Below are 14,821 nucleotides of genomic sequence, written 5' to 3' on the forward strand. Positions count from 1 at the left end.
GGCCCCTCTGCTCATTATGTCGACGTACCGATAGAGTCGTATCACCCTCTTTACCTTCCGGCCGTCGCCGTACAGAAAGGTGCGCTCCGATGACCGAGCACTCCCTGCCGTCCGAGCTGGAGGTCTCACCCGAGGCCCCCGACCGCAACCTCGCCCTGGAACTGGTCCGCGTCACGGAGGCCGCCGCCATGGCCGCCGGCCGCTGGGTCGGCCGCGGCGACAAGATCGGTGCGGACGGCGCCGCGGTCAACGCGATGCGGACCCTGATCTCCACCGTCTCGATGAACGGCGTCGTCGTCATCGGCGAGGGCGAGAAGGACGAAGCCCCGATGCTGTTCAACGGCGAGCGGGTCGGCGACGGCACCGGTGCCGAGGTCGACATCGCCGTCGACCCGATCGACGGCACCACGCTCAACGCCAAGGGCATGCCCAACGCGATCGCCGTCCTGGCCGCCGCCGACCGCGGCACCATGTTCGACCCGTCCGCGGTCTTCTACATGGACAAGCTGGTCACCGGCCCCGAGGCCGCCGACTTCGTCGACATCAACGCGCCCGTCTCGGTCAACATCCGCCGGGTCGCCAAGGCCAAGGCCATGGCCCCCGAGGACGTCACGGTCGTGATCCTGGACCGCCCCCGTCACGAGGGCATCGTCAAGGAGATCCGCGAGACCGGCGCCCGCATCAAGTTCATCACGGACGGTGACGTCGCGGGCTCGATCATGGCCGTCCGCGAGGGCACCGGCGTGGACCTGCTCCTCGGCATCGGCGGTACGCCCGAGGGCATCATCTCGGCCTGCGCCATAAAGTGCCTGGGCGGTGTCATCCAGGGCAAGCTGTGGCCCAAGGACGAGGCCGAGCGCCAGAAGGCGATCGACGCGGGTCACGACCTGGGCCGCGTGCTCTCCACGAACGACCTGGTCAGCGGTGACAACGTCTTCTTCGTCGCCACCGGCATCACGGACGGCGAGCTGCTGCGCGGCGTCCGCTACCGCTCGGAGACCGCGACCACCTCGTCGCTGGTGATGCGCTCGAAGTCCGGCACGATCCGCCAGATCGACTCCACGCACCGGCTCTCGAAGCTGCGCGCGTACAGCAAGATCGACTTCGATCGCGCCAACTGAGTCCACGGTCACGGCCCACGCGGCCGGTCGGACGGTACGAAGAGGGGCGCCCCCATGTGCGGTGGGGGCGCCCCTTCTCGTACGGTCCGTCTCAGCCCGCCTGGGCGATCCGCTCGGTCGCGGCGGCCTTCCTCAGCTCCACCTCGCGCCGCCGGCGCCGGGCCAGGGCGACGCGGCGCTCCGCCGCGGTCAGCCCGCCCCACACCCCGTACGGCTCGGGCTGCAGCAACGCGTGCTCCCGGCACTCGACCATCACCGGACAGCGCCCGCAGACCCGCTTGGCCGCCGCCTCACGCGCGAGCCGCGCGGCCGTCGGCTCCTTGGAGGGGGCGAAGAAGAGTCCGGCCTCGTCGCGGCGACACACCGCCTCCGCGTGCCATGGACCGGCCTCGTCCTCCCGGGCAGGGGCGCGCTGAGGGGGGACGGCGGCGACCTGGAGGGGCTGATGCGGCGGTTGCAGCACGGTCTACTCCTGACGACGGCTTCGCGAGCGAGCGGCGATGCAGCAGCCCTACCCGCTGTGCGCGCGCCTATGCACTGCGTACCGCGCCGTTCCGCACTGCGGATACCCGAAGACGAATTCCGGTCAGTCCCCGATCGGGCCCCGGGGGATCTCCGGCCCGTACGCACGGAGCGGACCCCTCGGGATCATCCGGCCAGGACGCGCGAAGCCGACGTCCGGGGACCAACCGACCCGTCCCGGACCCGTGTCGGACCCGCCCCCGGCCGCGCGACCCCACCCAGCGCCCGAACTCCGCGCCCGAGTTCAGCGCCCGAGTACCCGAGTTCAGTGCCCGAGGTGCTTCCGCATCCTGTCCTGGAGGTCGGTGATCCACTTGCCGCGCTTGGGTCTGGCCTCGACGTTCCCGAAGACCGAGTAGCCGTTGATGACGACGACCGGGGCCTGCGGGTCGACGCCCTCCAGGGTCACGACCTCGAAGTTGCCGAAGATCCCGCTGCCGTTGCCGCGCAGGCTGATGTTCTCCGGGACGCGGACCTCCACGTTGCCGAAGATCGACGTCGCGTTGATGGTGGTCAGGCGCTGGGCGAAGATCGCCTCGGTCAGGTCGATCTCGATGTTGCCGAAGAGCGCGAACGCGTTCGTCCGGCGGCTCACCCGCCAGCGGCCCTTACGGGTCGTGCTGGAGAAGATCGCGACGAGGTTCTCCGGGGTGGCGTCGGGGTCGTCCGGGCCGTACCCGTAGTCCGGCGCGGGCTCCTGGCGGGTCCGCGCGCCCGGCAGGTCGCGGACGATCGGCTCCAGCTCCCCGACGGTCTTCGCCCGGTACACGGCGTCGATCCGGTCCGAGTGCTCCTCCGGGTCGAGCCGTCCCTCGGCGAGGGCGTCCCTGAGGATGTCCGCGATCCTGTCCCGGTCCGCGTCCGAGGCCCGCAACGCGCCCTGCGGATCGGCGAACACGGTCTCGGCGGAGGCCTTCTCGGCAGGCGGGGCCGACCGCTGCGGCTGCGGCTGCTCTTCGGGTTCGGGCTTCTTTTCGAGGTCCACGGAGCCAGCCTAGCGAAACGCGATAGATCGCGACCAGGGGGCGGGGCCGTGCCCTGTGGACGAAGACGCGATCACGCCACTCCGGCGTGGTGCCCGTCCCAAGTGAGCCTTACCTCACAGGACCGGCCCCCGACCCGCGTTCTACGCTGGAGGGCGCACTCGCCAACGGAGGCGGTGCGCCGTCTTGCCGAGTGAGGAATGGCCCCCATGCCAGAGTTTGCGTACTCCGATCTGCTCCCCCTGGGAGAGGACACCACGCCCTACCGCCTGGTGACCTCCGAAGGTGTCTCCACCTTCGAGGCCGACGGCCGTACGTTCCTCACGGTCGAGCCGGAGGCGCTGCGCACCCTGGCCGCCGAGGCCATCCACGACATCCAGCATTTCCTGCGCCCGGCCCACCTGGCCCAGCTGCGCCGGATCATCGACGACCCGGAGGCGTCGAGCAACGACAAGTTCGTCGCGCTCGACCTCCTCAAGAACGCGAACATCGCCGCGGCCGGCGTCCTGCCCATGTGCCAGGACACGGGCACGGCGATCGTGATGGGCAAGCGCGGCCAGAACGTGCTGACCTCCGGGCGCGACGAGGAGGCCCTGTCGAAGGGCATCTACGACGCCTACACCAAGCTGAACCTGCGGTACTCGCAGATGGCCCCGGTGACCATGTGGGAGGAGAAGAACACCGGCTCGAACCTGCCCGCGCAGATCGAGCTGTACGCGACCGACGGCGGCGCGTACAAGTTCCTCTTCATGGCCAAGGGCGGCGGCTCCGCCAACAAGTCCTTCCTCTACCAGGAGACGAAGGCCGTCCTCAACGAGGCGAGCATGATGAAGTTCCTGGAGGAGAAGATCCGTTCGCTCGGCACGGCCGCCTGCCCGCCGTACCACCTGGCGATCGTCGTCGGCGGCACGAGCGCCGAGTTCGCGCTCAAGACCGCGAAGTACGCCTCCGCGCACTACCTGGACGAGCTGCCCACCGAGGGCTCGGCCGTGACCGGCCACGGCTTCCGCGACAAGGAGCTGGAGGAGAAGGTCTTCGAGCTGACGCAGAAGATCGGCATCGGCGCGCAGTTCGGCGGCAAGTACTTCTGCCACGACGTGCGCGTCGTCCGTCTCCCCCGCCACGGCGCCTCGCTGCCCGTCGCCATCGCCGTCTCCTGCTCGGCCGACCGCCAGGCGGTCGCGAAGATCACCGCCGAGGGCGTCTTCCTCGAGCAGCTGGAGACCGACCCGGCGCGCTTCCTGCCGGACACCACGGACGAGCACCTCTCCGAGGAGAGCGACGTCGTCACCATCGACCTGAACCAGCCGATGGACGACATCCTCGCCGAGCTGACCAAGTACCCGGTCAAGACCCGCCTCTCCCTGAACGGCCCGCTGGTCGTGGCGCGCGACATCGCGCACGCCAAGATCAAGGAGCGGCTGGACGCGGGCGAGGAGATGCCGCAGTACCTGAAGGACCACCCGGTCTACTACGCGGGTCCCGCGAAGACCCCCGAGGGGTACGCCTCCGGTTCCTTCGGTCCGACCACGGCGGGCCGGATGGACTCGTACGTCGAGCAGTTCCAGGCGGCGGGCGGCTCGAAGGTGATGCTGGCGAAGGGCAACCGCTCGCAGCAGGTCACGAACGCGTGCGGCAGCCACGGCGGTTTCTACCTCGGCTCGATCGGCGGCCCGGCCGCGCGTCTCGCGCAGGACTGCATCAAGAAGGTCGAGGTCGTCGAGTACGAGGAGCTCGGCATGGAGGCGGTCTGGCGGATCGAGGTCGAGGACTTCCCGGCGTTCATCGTCGTGGACGACAAGGGCAACGACTTCTTCCAGAACCCGGCCCCGGAGCCGACGTTCACGCACATCCCGGTGCGCGGCCCCGGCCTCGCGTAACCACCTCGCCGACTCGCGCCCCTCGGTCCGCCCGGACCGGGGGGCGTCGTCGTGCGCGGGGCCCCGGCGTCGACGTTCGCTCAGAAAGTCGCTACCGACTGGTAGCCATCTCGTTGCCTACTGTCCAGTATTGGGCGCGAGCATGCCAAAGTCCTGAGCTGGTCGACCAAGGAGCCCCCCATGCCCGTGACCCCCCTCCGCAGGCGCGCCGCCGCCGGAACCACCGCCACGCTCGCCCTGACGGCCTTCCTCGTCGTCGGTCCGGCGCCCGCCGCCTCCGCCTCGAACCCCGACCACCACAGCACGTCGACCGCGGCCTTCAAGGACGTCGACTACCGGACCTGGCTCCGTGACGTGGCGGCCGTCGTCGACCAGGCCCGCCCGTACATCGAGCAGCGCTCCGAGAACGTCGGCCGCGAGAAGCAGGCGATCGTCCTCGACATCGACAACAGCTCCCTGGAGACGGACTTTCACCCGTTCTGGGAGCTGCCGACCCCCGCCATCGCGGATGTGCGCGAGCTCGCCCGGGACGCCCACGAGCGCGGCGTGAAGGTCTTCTTCGTCACCGCCCGTCCCGGCATCATCCACTCCCTCACCGACTGGAACCTGAAGCAGGCCGGGTACCCCGTCGACGGTCTGTACGTGCGGTCCCTGCCCGACCTGTTCGCCGAGGTCAGCGCGTACAAGACGGAGAAGCGCGCGGAGATCGAGGCCAAGGGCTACACGATCATCGCGAACATCGGCAACAACACCACCGACCTGGTCGGCGGCCACGCCGAGCGCACCTTCAAGCTCCCCGACTACGGCGGCAAGCTCTCGTAGGGGCCCGTCGGGCCGGGGTCCGGGGCGCGGATACGCTCCTGCGCATGAGACACCCGATACGGACCCTGGCCCCGGCCGCCGCCTTGGCGGCGGGGCTGCTGCTGACCGGCTGCGGCGGTCCGGAGCCGCTGCCCGAGGTCGCCACCGGAGCCCGCCCTTCGGCCCCTCCGGCGACGACCGCGCCGGGCACGGAGGCGCCTCCGGAGGCCGCGGCCTCGGCGGCGACCCTCGGCGGGCCCGGGACGGCCTGCCCGCTGCCCGTCTCGTTCGGGCTCGCGGAGAAGTGGGAGCCGAAGGCGGTGAAGGACCCCGAGGACCCGGACTTCGCGGAGCTCACCCGGCGCGGCCCGGCCACCGTGCGCTGCGAGGTGGACGCCAAGCCGGCCGGGCACATCGGATTCCTCCAGGTGTGGACGGCCGGGAAGGGGCCCGCGCGGGCCGCGCTCGAAGGGTTCGTGAAGGCCGAGGAGAACGCCTCGAAGGCCGTCTACAAGGAGACCTCGACCGGCACCCTCCCCGTCACCGAGGTGACGTTCACGACCTACAGCGAGCTGCTGGAGGAGTCGAAGGAGGCACGCGCCTTCGCCGTCGCCACCCCGAAGGGGACCGTGATCGTGCGCCTCGGCGGGATGGACACCGAGGAGCACCGGGCGATGCTCCCGGCGTACGAACTGGCCCGCACCACGCTCAAGGTGCTCTGAGGGCCGACCGGGCGGCCCCGGGCAGGACCGTGGCCCCCGTCCGGATCGGACGGGGGCCACGGTCGTACGTGGACACGGCCACGGTGGTGCGTGGACCCGGCCACGGTCGTACGTGGAGTGCTACGCGAACTTCTGGTTCGCCGAGCCGTCGCAGTTCTGGAGGCGGACCAGCTGCCTCGCGGCGGCCTGGGTGAGGCAGAGCCCCGTCGCGTCGGCGGGGCGGAGCGTGGCGCCGTCACGGACGAACTTCTGGTTGGCGCCGCCGTGGCAGTTCCAGATGATGACGGACCGGCCGGCCTGATAGCCGGAGGCGGGGACGTCCAGGCAGCGGTCCTGGGTGAGCTGGGTGTGGACCGTCATGCGGGTGGAGTCGTACCACCAGCCCTGGTTGCGGCCGCCGTGGCAGTCCCAGCCGAGGACACCGGTGTCGTTGGCCGAGGAGGCCGCCTCGACGTCGAGGCAGTCGCCGGTCGCCTGGTTCTTCAGCGGCCGGTACGCGTCGTCCCAGGCGAGCGGGAAGAGCGTCGGTGTGCCGGAGGAGTTCACGTCGGCGCAACTCGCCTCACGCGATCCGGAGTTGTAGATCTGGGTGAGGCAGGACGCGAAGGCGGCGTGCCCGCGCGCGTTGGGGTGGAAGGACTGCCGCACCGAGTTCTCGTCCGGGGTGCCGGGCTTCGAGAGGTCGATGTAGAGGCCCCGGGCCCAGGAGTCCTCCATGCAGACCTCGTGGCCGTGGAAGAGCCGCGAGTTGTCGAGGTAGACGGCGCCGGTGGAGGCGGCCGCCGCCCGCATGCCGCGCTCGAAGGCGGGGACGGCGGTGTTGCGGCCCCAGACGGTGTCGGAGTCGTAGCCGAGTCCGCCGCAGATCAGCTTGCCGGGGAAGTTCGGGTTGTCGTGGAAGTCGGGGCCGATGGGGCTGGGGTAACCCATGAGGACGAGCTTGTAGTCGCCGTCGGCGTACCCGGCGTCGCGCATGACGCTCTTGAGGTCGCGCACGGTCTGCTCGACCTTGGGGACGAGCCCGTCGACACGGGCCTGCCAGCCGGGGGCGTACTTCGGCTCGCAGGCGCCCTGGAGCAGCAGGTAGCGGGTGACGCAGTCGGTCATGACGGGACCGAACTGCAGGTCGTCGTTGGCGCCGGCGACGAGCAGGACCATCTTGATGCGGGTGTTGCGCGCCTTGACGGCCAGGTTGTCGCTCTGGACGAGCTCGTCGGCGTACTGCTTGGAGCCGCCGATCCTGATGTTGCCGGTGTACGCGCCGGAGCAGGACACGTTGAACGTGAGGTCCGCGGGGATCCCGGTGCGGTGGATGGCCGCGTCGGGCGAGCGGTGGCACCAGTTGGTGGGGCCGTTGGTGGGCGGCTCGTAGGTGCCGACGCCCTCGCCGGAGATCTCGCTGTCGCCGAGCGAGATCAGACCGGTCCTGCGCTGCGCGAGCGGGCGCTCCTCGGGGCTGCCGTAGATCCTGGTGGCCTCGGCGGCGCGGATCGCCTCCAGCTCGGGCGGGAGCGGTACGGCGGCGGTCACCGCCGTGGTGGCGGTGGCGGCGCCGACCGCCGCGCCGGCGGGGGCGGCGGCGGTCATCGTGCCGAGCGCGGCGGCCGCCGCGGCGACGGCGGCGATGGGCCAGCGGAGTCTGTACCTGGTGCGCCTCATTGCGCCTCCTGGAAGTGGGGTTACCCACGGTTTTTACTGGCCGGTACGCGTGATGGGAATACATCGAACAAGACAAGTGCTCATCTTTTTCGAGGGGTTCGGGGCGCCCCCCGACGGGCACGGCGTGGGAGGTTGGAGCACATGAACGAGACAGACCGGGCCGAGGGCCACCGGATCGAGCACGACTCCATGGGCGAGGTGCGGGTCCCCGCGCACGCCAAGTGGCGGGCCCAGACCCAGCGGGCGGTGGAGAACTTCCCCATCTCCGGGCAGCGCCTGGAGCGCGCCCACATCGAGGCCCTGGCCCGGATCAAGGCCGCCGCGGCCCAGGTCAACGCCGAACTCGGGGTGATCGACAAGGACCGCGCGGAGGCCATCGTCGCGGCGGCGGCCGAGGTCGCCGACGGGCGCTGGGACGCGCACTTCCCGGTGGACGTCTTCCAGACCGGCTCGGGCACCTCGTCCAACATGAACACCAACGAGGTGATCGCCACCCTCGCCACCGAGCGGCTCCCCGAGGGGCGCGAGGTCCACCCCAACGACCATGTGAACGCCTCGCAGTCCTCCAACGACGTCTTCCCGTCCTCCATCCACATCGCGGCCACCGGCGCCGTCACCCGCGACCTGATCCCCGCCCTCGACCACCTGGCCGCCGCCCTGGAGCGAAAATCGGCCGAATTCGCGACGGTCGTGAAGTCGGGCCGTACGCACCTCATGGACGCCACCCCGGTCACCCTCGGCCAGGAGTTCGGCGGCTACGCGGCGCAGGTCGGGTACGGCGTCGAGCGGCTGCGGTCCGCCCTGCCCCGCCTCGCCGAACTCCCCCTCGGCGGTACGGCGGTGGGCACCGGCATCAACACCCCGTCCGGCTTCTCCGCGGCCGTCATCGCCGAGGTCGCCCGCGCGACCGGCCTGCCGCTCACCGAGGCCCGCGACCACTTCGAGGCGCAGGGCGCCCGGGACGCCCTGGTGGAGACGTCCGGGCAGCTCCGCACCATCGCCGTCTCCCTCACCAAGATCTCCAACGACCTGCGCTGGATGGCCAGCGGCCCCCGCACGGGCCTGGCCGAGATCAACCTCCCCGACCTCCAGCCCGGCTCGTCGATCATGCCGGGCAAGGTGAACCCGGTGATCCCCGAGGCGGTGCTGATGGTCGCCGCGCAGGTGACCGGAAACGACACCACGGTGGCGGTGGCGGGCGCGGCCGGGAACTTCGAGCTCAACGTGATGCTGCCGGTCATGGCGAAGAACCTCCTGGAGTCCGTACGGCTGCTCGCCAACGCCTCCCGGCTGCTCGCCGACCGCACGGTGGACGGGATCACCGCCAACGTCGAACGGGCCCGCGAGTACGCCGAGTCCTCGCCGTCCGTCGTCACCCCGCTGAACAAGTACATCGGGTACGAGGAGGCCGCCAAGGTCGCGAAGAAGTCGCTGGCCGAGCGGAGGACCATCCGCGAGGTGGTGCTCGACTCCGGGTACGTGGAGCGCGGCGACCTCACGGTCGAGCAGCTGGACGAGGCGCTCGACGTCCTCCGCATGACGCACCCGTAGGGCGACCGCGGACGGACCCCGCACCACCCTCGTCCCACCCGTGACACGGCCCGGGCGACGGTCCGGCGGGGACCGGCCGGTCCCCGGTGACCGGCCGGTAGCGACCGGCCGGTAGCCGACGCATCCGTGATCTGTGCCGCAGCGGTCGTGGGAGCGCGCCCCTAAGATCTGCGCATGACAGGATCGGTCGGCTCCCAGCACTGGGCGCCCGGGGATCACATCCTCTGGCGCTACCGCGGCAACGGCACCGGAGAGGTGCACATCTGCCGACCGGTGACGGTCGTGCAGGACACGCCCGAGCTGCTCGCGGTCTGGATGGCGCCCGGCACCGAGTGCGTCCGCCCCGTGCTCGTGGACGGCACTCCCGTCCACGAGGAGCCGCTCGCCACCCGCTACACCGCCGCGCGCACCACCGAACGCGCGCGGTGGTTCGGCACCGGCGTCCTGAAACTGGCCCGGCCCGGCGACCCGTGGTCGGTGTGGCTGTTCTGGGAGCGCGGCTGGCGCTTCCGCAGCTGGTACGTGAACCTGGAGGAGCCGCGGGTCCGGTGGTCCGGCGGCTTCGACTCCGAGGACCACTTCCTCGACATCTCCGTCTACCCGGACCGCAGCTGGCTGTGGCGGGACGAGGACGAGTTCGCGCAGGCGCAGCGGTCCGGTCTGATGTCCCCGGCGCAGGCCGCGCGGGTCCACGAGGCGGGTCGCCTCGCGATCGAGCAGATCAGGGCGTGGGGGACGCCGTTCGCGGACGGCTGGGAGGAGTGGAGACCCGATCCGGCGTGGCGGGTTCCGGAGCTGCCGGTCGACTGGGACCGCACTCCGGCGCACACGGCACCGTGAGACCCTTGATGCGCCCCCGGGGTTCAAACGTAGGATCGTCCTCCGCACGGCGGAAGCGGACCGAACGCCACGTCAGACCGATCGGACAGCACGTCAAAGACCGAGCACAGCGCAGGACCTGACCAGAAGTCATCCACGAGGGGGAGAGCAGTGCCGGACGTCTGCCCGGGTGTTCCGACCCCCGCCGTTGCCGCCACGCGCGGAGCCTCGACATCCGCCGCACACAAGGGGTTTAGCCCTGCCGAAGGCGCGGCATCGGCGAGAAGAGCGAGTGCATCGCACCACCGGCCCGGACGGACGGAATCCCACGCGTGACGGAGCATCCCACCTCCCACGAAGGCCGGCAGCCCCTGGCTGCCCGGCCGCAGGAACGCGCGCGCCCTCGCCAGGAGGCGGCGGCGGCCGGCCTGCCCTCCGACGTACCCGCGCAGCCGGGCGGACCGGCGGGCCCGGCGGCCCCCGGCACGGACGCGCCCCCGGTCGGCGTCGCGCCGGCGGCGCCCCTCGGGGGAGGCTCCCCCGGCGGCGCCGTGGCCGTCGCCGTCTCCCCGCAGCCGCCCGGTCCGTCCCGCGGCGAGAACACCGCCGCGCGGCGCGAGGGCGAGCGGCTGCGGTTCGTCGGGGCGGCGACCCGGCGCATCGCGCGCGGCATCGACCTGGACGAGATCGTGCTCGGCCTGTGCCGGGCCACCGTGCCGACCTTCTCCGACGAGATCCTGGTCTACCTCCGCGACCCGCTGCCGGTGGGCGACGAACGCCCGGTGGCCCCGTTCGTGCTGCGGCTGCGCCGCACCGACCGGCTGCGGTTAAGCGAACTGGAGGGCGAGGAGCTCGTCCTCGTACCCGATCCGGATCCGACCCCCGCGGCCGAACTCTGCGAGGTGCGGTCCGGCGGGGCGCTGGCCGAGGTGCTGCGCGGGGTGCGGCCGGTCTTCGGCGACTCCGCGGCCGCCAAGACCGCGCTGACCGAGCTGCTCGGCCCGGACCATCCGCTGCCCGGCGGGCTGCGGGCGGTGCTCGCCCCGCTGCGCGGCCGGCGCCGGGTGATCGGCGCCGCCGTGTTCCTGCGCCGTCCCGAGCGGGCGGGTTTCGAGCCGAACGACCTCCTGGTCGCGGCGCAGTTGGCCACGCACACCGCGCTCGGCATCGACAAGGCCGTGCTGTACGGCCGTGAGGCGTACATCGCGGACGAGCTCCAGCGGACGATGCTGCCGGACTCGCTGCCGCAGCCGACCGGGGTCAAGCTCGCCTCGCGCTACCTGCCCGCGGCAGAGACGGCCCGGGTGGGCGGCGACTGGTACGACGCGATCCCGCTGCCCGGCAGCCGGGTCGCCCTGGTCGTCGGCGACGTCATGGGCCACTCGATGACCTCGGCGGCGATCATGGGCCAGCTGCGCACCACCGCGCAGACCCTGGCCGGGCTCGACCTGCCGCCGCAGGAGGTCCTGCACCATCTGGACGAGCAGGCGCAGCGGCTCGGCGAGAACCGCATGGCGACCTGTATGTACGCGGTGTACGACCCGGTCTCGCACCGGATCACGGTCGCCAACGCGGGTCATCCGCCGCCGATACTGCTCCACCTCGGCGGCCGCGCCGAGGTGCTGCGGGTGCCGCCGGGCGCCCCGATCGGGGTGGGCGGGGTGGACTTCGAGGCGGTCGAGCTGGACGCCCCGGCCGGTGCCACGCTGCTGCTGTACACGGACGGTCTGGTCGAGTCCCGGCTGCGGGACGTGTGGACCGGCATCGAGCAGCTGCGGGAGCGCCTGGCGGCGACCGCGCAGCTGACGGGCCCGGACCACTCGCCGCCCCTGGAGGCGCTCTGCGACGACGTCCTCGACATGCTGGGTCCGGGCGACCGGGACGACGACATCGCGCTGCTCGCGGCCCGTTTCGACGGGATCGCGCCGAGCGACGTGGCGTACTGGTTCCTGGAACCGGAGGACGCGGCTCCGGGCCGGGCGCGGCGCCTCGCCCGGCGGGCGCTGGCCCGCTGGGACCTGGAGGAGCTGACGGACTCGGTCGAGCTGCTGATCAGCGAGGTCGTGACGAACGCCGTGCGGTACGCGGAGCGGCCGGTGACGCTGCGGCTGCTGCGCACGGACGTGCTGCGCTGCGAGGTCGGCGACGACTCGCCGCAGCTGCCCCGGCAGCGGCGGGCGCGCGACACCGACGAGGGCGGGCGCGGTCTCTTCCTGGTGAACCGGCTGGCGAGGCGGTGGGGGGCGACGCGGCTCTCGGGCGGCAAGGTCGTCTGGTTCGAGCTGGCCACCCCCAGCTGACACCGGGCTGCGCACAGGCGCCGCTCGCCCCGCGGAACGGCCGGCCCTCCGGGGCCGGTCCCCCGCCCGCCGCGCGGACATGACGAAGGCCGGACCCCGAGGGGTCCGGCCTTCTCCGTTTCGCTACCCCTGCGGGCGGCCGGTGCTGTCGCCGTCCTGGCCGGTGTCCGGGTTCGGCGGCTCGATCGACGGAGGCGGGGACGGCTCGTCGGTCACCGGCGGCTCCTCCGTGGCGGTCGGCGGCGTGGTGACCGGGTCCCGCGTGGGGGTCGGCGGCGTGGTGGCCGGCGTGGTCGGCGGGTCCGAGGGGTCCGGGGACGCCGTGGTCGGCTCCTCCGTCGGCTCGTCGGGCGCCTCGGTGGTCCGGGTGGGCTCCGGGTCCGGCTCGATCGGGTAGGCGGTGTCGGTGTCCAGGTCGAAGGAGGCGTCGGATCCGCCGTCGAGGGCGCTGGTGGTGTAGGCGCCCCAGATCTGGGCCGGGGTGCGGCCGCCGTTGGCGCGGCCGGGGTTGATGGTGTCGGTGAGGGTGACCTGGTTGCCCTTGGTGTCCTCGCCGAAGAGGCCGACGGCGGTGACGAGTTCGGGGGTGTAGCCGACGAACCAGGCGGACCGGTTGTTCTCGGAGGTGCCGGTCTTGCCGGCGGCCTCGTAGTCACCGGCGGCGCGGAAGCCGGAGCCGGTCCGCACGACGCCCGTCATGGCCTTGGTGACGGTGTCGGCGGCCGTACGCGTGATGACCTGTTCGCCGATCGCCTTCACGGGCTCGACCTTGCGGTCCTTGTGGGAGGCGGCCTTCACGAGGGTCGGGGTGACCTTCTTGCCGTGGTTGTCGAGCGTGGCGTACACGCCGGCCATGTCCAGGGTGGAGGCGCCCATGGTGCCGAGGGACATGGCGGGGGTCTCGCCGAAGTCGGCGCCGTCCTTCATGCCGAGGGCGAGGGCGGTCCGCTTGGTCTTGTCGGGGCCGACGTCGACGATCATCTGGGCGAAGGCCGAGTTGATGGAGCTGTTGGTGGCCTTCTGGACGGTGACGGGGCCGTAGCTGCGGTTGTCCTCGTTCTCCGGGGAGAAGGGGATGTCGCTGCCGACGACCTTGCGCTTGCTGGTGCCGTCGTAGACCGTGGCGAGGTCGATCTTCCGCCCGTCCTGGGTGACCGCGCGGTTGTCGAGGGCCGAGGCGAGGACGATCGGCTTGAAGGTGGAGGCGGGCTGGTAGTCGCGGCGGGTCGCGTTGGACATCCAGTGCTCGGTGGCGCCGACGCCGCCGTACATCGCGACGACCGCGCCGGTCTTCGGGTCGACGGAGGTGGCGCCGGCCTGGACGGTGGCGTGCTTCTTGTCGCCCTTGCGGTCGAGCTTGTCCTCCAGCTCCCGGTCGACGGCCTTGACGAGGTCCTTCTGCTTCTTCTCGTCGATGTTGAGGGTGATCGTCCAGCCGCCGGCCTTGATGTCCTCCTCGCTGACGCCCTGGCGCATCAGCTCCTGGTTGGCGGCCTCGACGATGTATCCGGTCTGGCCCTCCATGCCGGGGGCGGGCTTGGGCTTCTGCGGCACGGGGAACTTCATGCCGGCCCGCTCGGAGGGCGAGAGCCAGTCCTCGCCGACCATGTTGTCGAGGACGTAGTTCCAGCGTTCCTCGACGAGCTTGCGGCCGGTGGTGCTCGCGGTGGCCCAGTCGTACTGGTTGGGCGCCTGGAGCAGCGAGGCGAGGTAGGCGCCCTGCGCGGTGGTGAGCTGGGTGGCGTCGACGCCGTAGTACGAGCGGGCGGCGGCCTGGATGCCGTAGGCGCTGCGCCCGTAGTAGCTCGTGTTCATGTACCCGGCGAGGATGGCGCTCTTGCTCTCCTTCTGGTCCACCTTGATGGCGATGACCATTTCCTTGAGCTTGCGCGTCGCCGTCTGGTCCTGGCTCAGGTAGTAGTTCTTGACGTACTGCTGGGTGATGGTCGAGCCACCCTGCTTGCCCTTGCCGGTGAGGGTGGACCAGGCGGCGCGGGTGGTGCCCTTGATGTCGACGCCGTTGTCCTTGTAGAAGGACTTGTTCTCCGCGGCGACGAAGGCCTTCTGGACCGGCTCGGGGATCTTCTCCAGGCCGACGATCTCGCGGTTCATCTTGCCGGTGCGGGCGAGGATCTTGCCGTTGGCGTACTTGTAGATGTTGCTCTGCATGGTCGCCTCGGCGTTGGCCGACGGCACGGGGACCAAGAGGTAGACGACGTACAGGGCGCCCATGGCGAGCAGGCAGCACACGAAGAAGGTGCCCAGGAGCTTCTTCCAGGAGAAGAGGCGGCGCAGGCCGCGTTTCTTCGCCTTGCCCTTGTCCGGTCGGCCCATGTGTCCTGTCGCTCCGCTCGTCGTGTGTCCCGGCGTGCCTCGGTCCGTGTCCCGCCCGCGCCGGATCGGTCAGCTAGCCAGCTAACACCGCCGATGCAGACAAAGGACAACCGATCACGTCTTTTCCGG

At 71.4% G+C, this 14,821-nt stretch carries 11 protein-coding genes; 7 read left to right on the plus strand and 4 right to left on the minus strand.

The window, feature by feature from the left end:
- Window positions 1-89: 89 nt before the first annotated feature.
- Window positions 90-1,121, plus strand: coding sequence for a class II fructose-bisphosphatase (glpX, locus tag ABT129_RS11255; RefSeq protein WP_351899514.1), 1,032 nt, complete (start codon window positions 90-92; stop codon window positions 1,119-1,121).
- A 91-nt stretch (window positions 1,122-1,212) separates the two neighbouring features.
- Here glpX and ABT129_RS11260 read toward each other — a convergent pair whose 3' ends face one another.
- On the minus strand, window positions 1,213-1,584 hold the full coding sequence (locus ABT129_RS11260) for a WhiB family transcriptional regulator (RefSeq protein ID WP_056551586.1): 372 nt from the start codon (window positions 1,582-1,584) through the stop codon (window positions 1,213-1,215).
- Window positions 1,585-1,908: 324 nt separating this feature from the next.
- The gene (locus tag ABT129_RS11265; RefSeq protein ID WP_351899515.1) at window positions 1,909-2,628 is read right to left on the minus strand and encodes a DUF1707 SHOCT-like domain-containing protein; all 720 of its coding nucleotides are present in this window, start codon (window positions 2,626-2,628) and stop codon (window positions 1,909-1,911) included.
- A 207-nt stretch (window positions 2,629-2,835) separates the two neighbouring features.
- Between ABT129_RS11265 and ABT129_RS11270 the strand changes: the two genes are divergently transcribed.
- The 3 genes from ABT129_RS11270 (at window position 2,836) to ABT129_RS11280 (ending at window position 6,029) form a co-directional block, all read left to right on the plus strand.
- Window positions 2,836-4,506: a fumarate hydratase gene (locus ABT129_RS11270; protein WP_351899517.1), complete on the plus strand. Its 1,671-nt coding sequence runs from the start codon at window positions 2,836-2,838 to the stop codon at window positions 4,504-4,506.
- A 180-nt stretch (window positions 4,507-4,686) separates the two neighbouring features.
- Entirely contained in the window at window positions 4,687-5,328 is a 642-nt protein-coding gene (locus tag ABT129_RS11275) for an HAD family acid phosphatase (protein ID WP_351899519.1), read from the plus strand.
- Window positions 5,329-5,372: 44 nt separating this feature from the next.
- The gene (locus ABT129_RS11280) at window positions 5,373-6,029 is read left to right on the plus strand and encodes a lipoprotein (RefSeq protein ID WP_351899521.1); all 657 of its coding nucleotides are present in this window, start codon (window positions 5,373-5,375) and stop codon (window positions 6,027-6,029) included.
- Window positions 6,030-6,149: 120 nt separating this feature from the next.
- Here the strand turns inward: ABT129_RS11280 and ABT129_RS11285 are convergent, their stop codons facing one another.
- On the minus strand, window positions 6,150-7,688 hold the full coding sequence (locus tag ABT129_RS11285) for a ricin-type beta-trefoil lectin domain protein (RefSeq protein ID WP_351899523.1): 1,539 nt from the start codon (window positions 7,686-7,688) through the stop codon (window positions 6,150-6,152).
- Window positions 7,689-7,829: 141 nt separating this feature from the next.
- Between ABT129_RS11285 and ABT129_RS11290 the strand changes: the two genes are divergently transcribed.
- From ABT129_RS11290 to ABT129_RS11300, 3 genes are all read left to right on the plus strand, one after another.
- The gene (locus ABT129_RS11290) at window positions 7,830-9,239 is read left to right on the plus strand and encodes a class II fumarate hydratase (RefSeq protein ID WP_351899525.1); all 1,410 of its coding nucleotides are present in this window, start codon (window positions 7,830-7,832) and stop codon (window positions 9,237-9,239) included.
- Window positions 9,240-9,413: 174 nt separating this feature from the next.
- A complete protein-coding gene (gene fomD, locus ABT129_RS11295; protein ID WP_351899527.1) occupies window positions 9,414-10,079 on the plus strand; it encodes a cytidylyl-2-hydroxypropylphosphonate hydrolase in 666 nt (221 codons plus the stop codon).
- A gap of 311 nt (window positions 10,080-10,390) precedes the next feature.
- Window positions 10,391-12,358 carry a SpoIIE family protein phosphatase gene (locus tag ABT129_RS11300; RefSeq protein ID WP_351899529.1) on the plus strand — a complete coding sequence of 656 codons (1,968 nt, stop codon included), beginning with the start codon at window positions 10,391-10,393 and terminating at the stop codon, window positions 12,356-12,358.
- 123 nt (window positions 12,359-12,481) lie between these two features.
- Here ABT129_RS11300 and ABT129_RS11305 read toward each other — a convergent pair whose 3' ends face one another.
- Window positions 12,482-14,692 carry a transglycosylase domain-containing protein gene (locus ABT129_RS11305; protein WP_351899532.1) on the minus strand — a complete coding sequence of 737 codons (2,211 nt, stop codon included), beginning with the start codon at window positions 14,690-14,692 and terminating at the stop codon, window positions 12,482-12,484.
- Between the last annotated feature and the right edge of the window lie 129 nt (window positions 14,693-14,821).

This window comes from Streptomyces sp. NPDC002057 (genome assembly GCF_040296665.1).
GTDB lineage: Bacteria > Actinomycetota > Actinomycetes > Streptomycetales > Streptomycetaceae > Streptomyces.